Consider the following 4,212-nt stretch of genomic DNA (forward strand, 5'->3'; position numbering starts at 1 on the left):
CAACTCCCACTAGAGCCACCATTTAAAACAGCATACGTAAGACGTGTGTTTTTTTAATGTTTGGCACGCAGTGTGCTGTTTTAAATGGTAAACAAGGAGCAACTTATGATAGGTTACGAAGATTACAACGCATTAGGCTTACCGCCTGAATATGCAATGCAAGACCGCATTGAGCGAATGGAAAATAAAGTGCTTAAAAGGCTGAAATCATCAGGTTTAAGCATTTTAGCCGACAAGCTGATAGATACAGAAGTGTGGCATAACGCCATTGATGCGATGATTGAAAAGGAAAGCAAATGAGCCTAAAGCAATTTATTATTTTTCTACTCGCGGTTAATCTCAACCCGCTTGGATTGTGGATCAACGTTTCTACGTTTGGAAAATTTTTCGAGCAAAAGAGCTGCAACATCCAACAAGATGAAGAACATCAGCCAAAAGCTAGTTGCGACAACCAAGTAGAAAAGGTAAACCAGAGCATAATCAGGTAAAGCAGGTAGTGGTCTTGCCATTAGCTCAATCTGAATATGAACAGGAATAAGCAACCAACAAAGAATAAACGACGAAAACCACATTGTAATACGAATAATCACCTCATCAAAATGAGATTTGAGGATGGAAAAGATGGAAGTAATTAACGCTTCCCACATAATAAATTCCTGTAATTGTTGAAGTAAGACGCAACAATTATATTCCTTGTTTGAAGTAAGACACAACAAGGCGAGTTTTGCGGTTCTCGTTAAAAAACCGCATTAGAACTAGCTCTCAACCTCTGATTTCAACTCATCTGAAATCATTGCAGGTAAAGTAAACGTATACTGCAAAAACAGTTGAGTAAACAATCGAAGCTCTTCCAGTTCTTTCAATGTAAAATCATTGTAAGTATGAGAAGCTTCAGCACTTAACGAACGAATATGCAAAGCAAAATTTTTCAAATCTTTTGTCAGCTTTCCATCTTCAAAAAGCTTCTCAATGCGTTTATTGAGTTTAGCTCGACCGCTATTCTCTGCTAATTCACACAAAGCACGCTCAAGCGTTGAGCGATAAGCATTGCCAGCAGGCTTAATAAAATGCGGTTTAGCCGCCACTTCTAAAAATAAATCTTCTGCAGTAAGTAATTCTGCCTCAATGCTTTCGGGTAAATGTTTGGGAATTTCAGCTGTTTTTCTTTCATTAGGATAAAACTCAACATATTTAACACCAATAAGCTCAATAAGATTGTATTGATTAGAATTCTGCAAAAGAGAAGATACTCGAGCAATTTCCCCTTTGTTGAAGCTATGAAACACTCCAACAATAGGATCACCGCAAGTATTGCAAGTAGCAAGCAATGAAAATACAGAATGATCCACAAACTTTTTATTCTCGTAGTAACGTTTAACTTCAAACCCACTTTTCTTTGTTCCACAATGAGGACAATCGTGACTAAAGGAAATCAAAATGAACCTCCAAGACCATATTTACTTAATCGACCAATTTCTTGAAAAAGAAAATCCTGAGCAAAGATTATACACATACTTCAAAAATCAAGATACTGAAACGCAACATAGTTTTGTGATAGCGCTTATCGGAAAAGCGATCAGTATTCAAAAATTATATGAACACGAATTGAAGAAATAACTAAACAAAATTAACAATTAGTTATTGACAACACCGCTCACATCGGATTAAGATACCCCCAATTTCAACAAAAAGTCGGTAGCCACAATTAAGTGGCTTTTTTTGTATCTGAATTTTGGAGAAGAAAATGGCGAAACGTGAAATTCTTTATGAAGGTATTTTAGATTTAGCTGGCATAGAAATACCTTGTTATGTATTAGATGATGGCACTCGCGTTTTGTCTGGTCGAAAAATGCAAGAAGCGTTAAAGATTGTTGACGTTGAAGAGGGTAAACAAACAGCAGGGACCAGATTAAACCGATATTTAGAGCAAAAAACGCTGGAACCCTTTATTTACAAGGGGCGAGAGCAGGACCACTTTAAACCTATAATTTGTTATCGTGGTACACAAAAAATTAATGGTTATGAAGCAACGCTACTTGCTGATTTATGCGATGCTTTTCTTGAAGCACGTAAACATATCTCGCTTTCACCACGCCAAACGATTATTGCTGAACAATGTGAAGTACTTATCAGAGCCTTTGCGAAAGTTGGTATTACCGCCCTTGTTGATGAAGCAACGGGTTATCAATACGAGCGTGAAAAAGATGAACTCCAACAAATTTTACGCAAATATATCAGCGAAGAGTTACTCCCTTGGCAAAAACGTTTTCCCGATATTTTCTATAAAGAATTATTTCGCTTAAATGGCTGGGATTACACCGTTAAAGGCATACAAAAACGCCCTGGCGTTGTTGGCACTTGGACAAATAAGCTCGTGTATGAACAGCTTCCGCAGGGTGTACTTGATGAATTGCGTAACAATGTGCCAAAAAGTGAAACTGGAAATCCAACAGCACGCTTTCATCAGCTCCTGACAGATGATATTGGCAGTCCACATCTCACTGCTCAAATCAATCAAATTGTCACGTTATTTCAGCTTTCTGACAATATGCAAGAAATGTGGAATAACTTCCAAAAACTAAAATTACGACAAAGCGGACAGCTTGATCTTCCTTTTAAATTTGATGAAAAGGGACACACAACAGAAAAATAATTTGACAACACCGCTCACATCGGATTACGATACCTTCACTTTCAAGCTGTCTTTTGACGGCTTTTTTGTATCTGAGAGAATAAAAAAGGGCATTACGCCCCTTTCATCTCCTTCTGAAATAACAAAATCCCCTCGGTGACAATTGCCGTTTTAGATTTGCCTGTGGCTTCAGAAAGCTCGGCAAGTAAAGTGATAATATCCTCGTGCAGTTTATAAGATTGAACACGCACACCACGTTTTGCATCGCTTTTTGCATTGATTTCTGCTCTACTCATTGCCATAAATTGCCCCTTGCTTTTTAAAGTATCGTGCATTAAGATTGGAGACCTCAGGGGAGCGGTCACTCCCCTTCGGATTATGTTATGCTAATGGCGAGTTTGAACAACACGTCAAAAGCACAACGATAACTAGGATAAGACGGTAACAAAGCTTCATATCCTAATCTCCATTGTAAGCCCCACTCTTCACAGCGTGGGGTTTGCTGTATCTAACCCTTGCTAGATGTGGTTATTGTAGTATTTCTTACATTTCAAAGCAAGTGATTTTTGTAGTATTTTTTACGTTTTTCTATTTGACACCGCCATAAAATCGGATTATGATTACCGCACTACAAACTCATAGCGGCTATCCGCACCCGAAAGCATAGCGGTTTTTTTATGCCTAAAATTTAAATCTACAGATCTGTAGATTTAAAAACCACAGATCTGTGGTTTTCGATAATCGGGTCGAGAGAGCCTAATAAAATACCGAAAGGAAATAAGCTCCGCTGTCTATGAGCAGTAGTTGAAGCCCGATCAACCCTACTAAGGTTGGTCGAATAAAGAACTAACTCATAGGGGCATAAAAATGTCAAATCAACTAACCATTCTCAATAACTCAATTCGTTCTTTCGATAACCTTTATTCATTAAAAGATCTTCACAAAATTAGTGGTGGAGAAAAGAAACACGAACCTTACTTATTCATTCGCCTTGAAACTACGCAAGAACTTATCACTGAAATAAAACGCGAAAGTGATTGCGAACCAGTCAAAACCATTCGAGGAACACAAGGCGGAACTTACGCCTGCGAAGAACTAGTAATCGCCTACGCAATGTGGATTAGCCCAAAATTCCACCTGATTGTACTGCGTGCTTTCCTCGCAATGCACAAAGCGGAATCGCAAAATGCAAACCAAATCCAACCACTTGCAGACGCCCCCCTAAACCTACTGGTGCAAGCCTATCATTTTCTTTACTAGGCAAGCGACTTACGCACCAAAGTGCAACCAACCTTTATCGGTATAGATATCGACCGCCACTTTGGTAGCCATTACCTCCACAACTTAGGCAAACCACTCAGCCAATGTATGGAAAACATCCAAGCCTACATTCACGCCAGTGCCGAACGCCTTATGTTCGTACAAGGTATGGCAAGCCTGCTTGAAACGCCGACAGCTAAAAAAGCAGTATTTAAATAATCCTTAATAATTGAATACTCCCACCGCCTCACACTCCACCTTTCCTGTGGGGCGGTTTTTTGCACCCTGAGTTTACGATTTTGATGAAATTTCCACCGAAA

At 39.0% G+C, this 4,212-nt stretch carries 7 protein-coding genes and 1 pseudogene; 5 read left to right on the forward strand and 3 right to left on the reverse strand.

All coding sequences use genetic code 11. From position 1 onward, the window contains the following. Positions 1-105 precede the first annotated feature (105 nt). Complete coding sequence (locus tag QMF79_RS06395) at positions 106-300, forward strand: hypothetical protein (protein WP_281773177.1); 195 nt, start codon at positions 106-108, stop codon at positions 298-300. Between the two features lie 23 nt (positions 301-323). On the opposite strand, the gene QMF79_RS06400 is transcribed toward QMF79_RS06395, so the two are convergent. Continuing rightward, on the reverse strand, positions 324-647 hold the full coding sequence (locus tag QMF79_RS06400) for a hypothetical protein (protein ID WP_281773178.1): 324 nt from the start codon (positions 645-647) through the stop codon (positions 324-326). A gap of 108 nt (positions 648-755) precedes the next feature. Next, positions 756-1,436, reverse strand: coding sequence for a DUF4145 domain-containing protein (locus tag QMF79_RS06405; RefSeq protein ID WP_281773179.1), 681 nt, complete (start codon positions 1,434-1,436; stop codon positions 756-758). 1 nt (position 1,437) lies between these two features. Here QMF79_RS06405 and QMF79_RS06410 point away from each other — a divergent pair, with 1 nt between their 5' ends. Together QMF79_RS06410 and QMF79_RS06415 are read left to right on the forward strand one after the other, a co-directional pair. Continuing rightward, complete coding sequence (locus QMF79_RS06410; protein WP_281773180.1) at positions 1,438-1,617, forward strand: hypothetical protein; 180 nt, start codon at positions 1,438-1,440, stop codon at positions 1,615-1,617. A 127-nt stretch (positions 1,618-1,744) separates the two neighbouring features. Beyond that, on the forward strand, positions 1,745-2,653 hold the full coding sequence (locus tag QMF79_RS06415) for a P63C domain-containing protein (RefSeq protein ID WP_281773181.1): 909 nt from the start codon (positions 1,745-1,747) through the stop codon (positions 2,651-2,653). Between the two features lie 92 nt (positions 2,654-2,745). On the opposite strand, the gene QMF79_RS06420 is transcribed toward QMF79_RS06415, so the two are convergent. Then, entirely contained in the window at positions 2,746-2,934 is a 189-nt protein-coding gene (locus tag QMF79_RS06420) for a hypothetical protein (RefSeq protein WP_281773182.1), read from the reverse strand. 565 nt (positions 2,935-3,499) lie between these two features. Between QMF79_RS06420 and QMF79_RS06425 the strand changes: the two are divergent. Both QMF79_RS06425 and QMF79_RS06430 read left to right on the forward strand, forming a co-directional pair. Further along, a pseudogene (locus QMF79_RS06425) lies at positions 3,500-3,838 on the forward strand (KilA-N domain-containing protein); the annotation flags it as partial. Between the two features lie 75 nt (positions 3,839-3,913). Continuing rightward, the gene (locus QMF79_RS06430; protein ID WP_281773183.1) at positions 3,914-4,111 is read left to right on the forward strand and encodes a hypothetical protein; all 198 of its coding nucleotides are present in this window, start codon (positions 3,914-3,916) and stop codon (positions 4,109-4,111) included. The last annotated feature ends 101 nt before the right edge of the window (positions 4,112-4,212 follow it).

Origin of the sequence: Pseudohaemophilus parahaemolyticus, assembly GCF_938021905.1 — a bacterium.
GTDB lineage: Bacteria > Pseudomonadota > Gammaproteobacteria > Enterobacterales > Pasteurellaceae > Haemophilus_A > Haemophilus_A parahaemolyticus_B.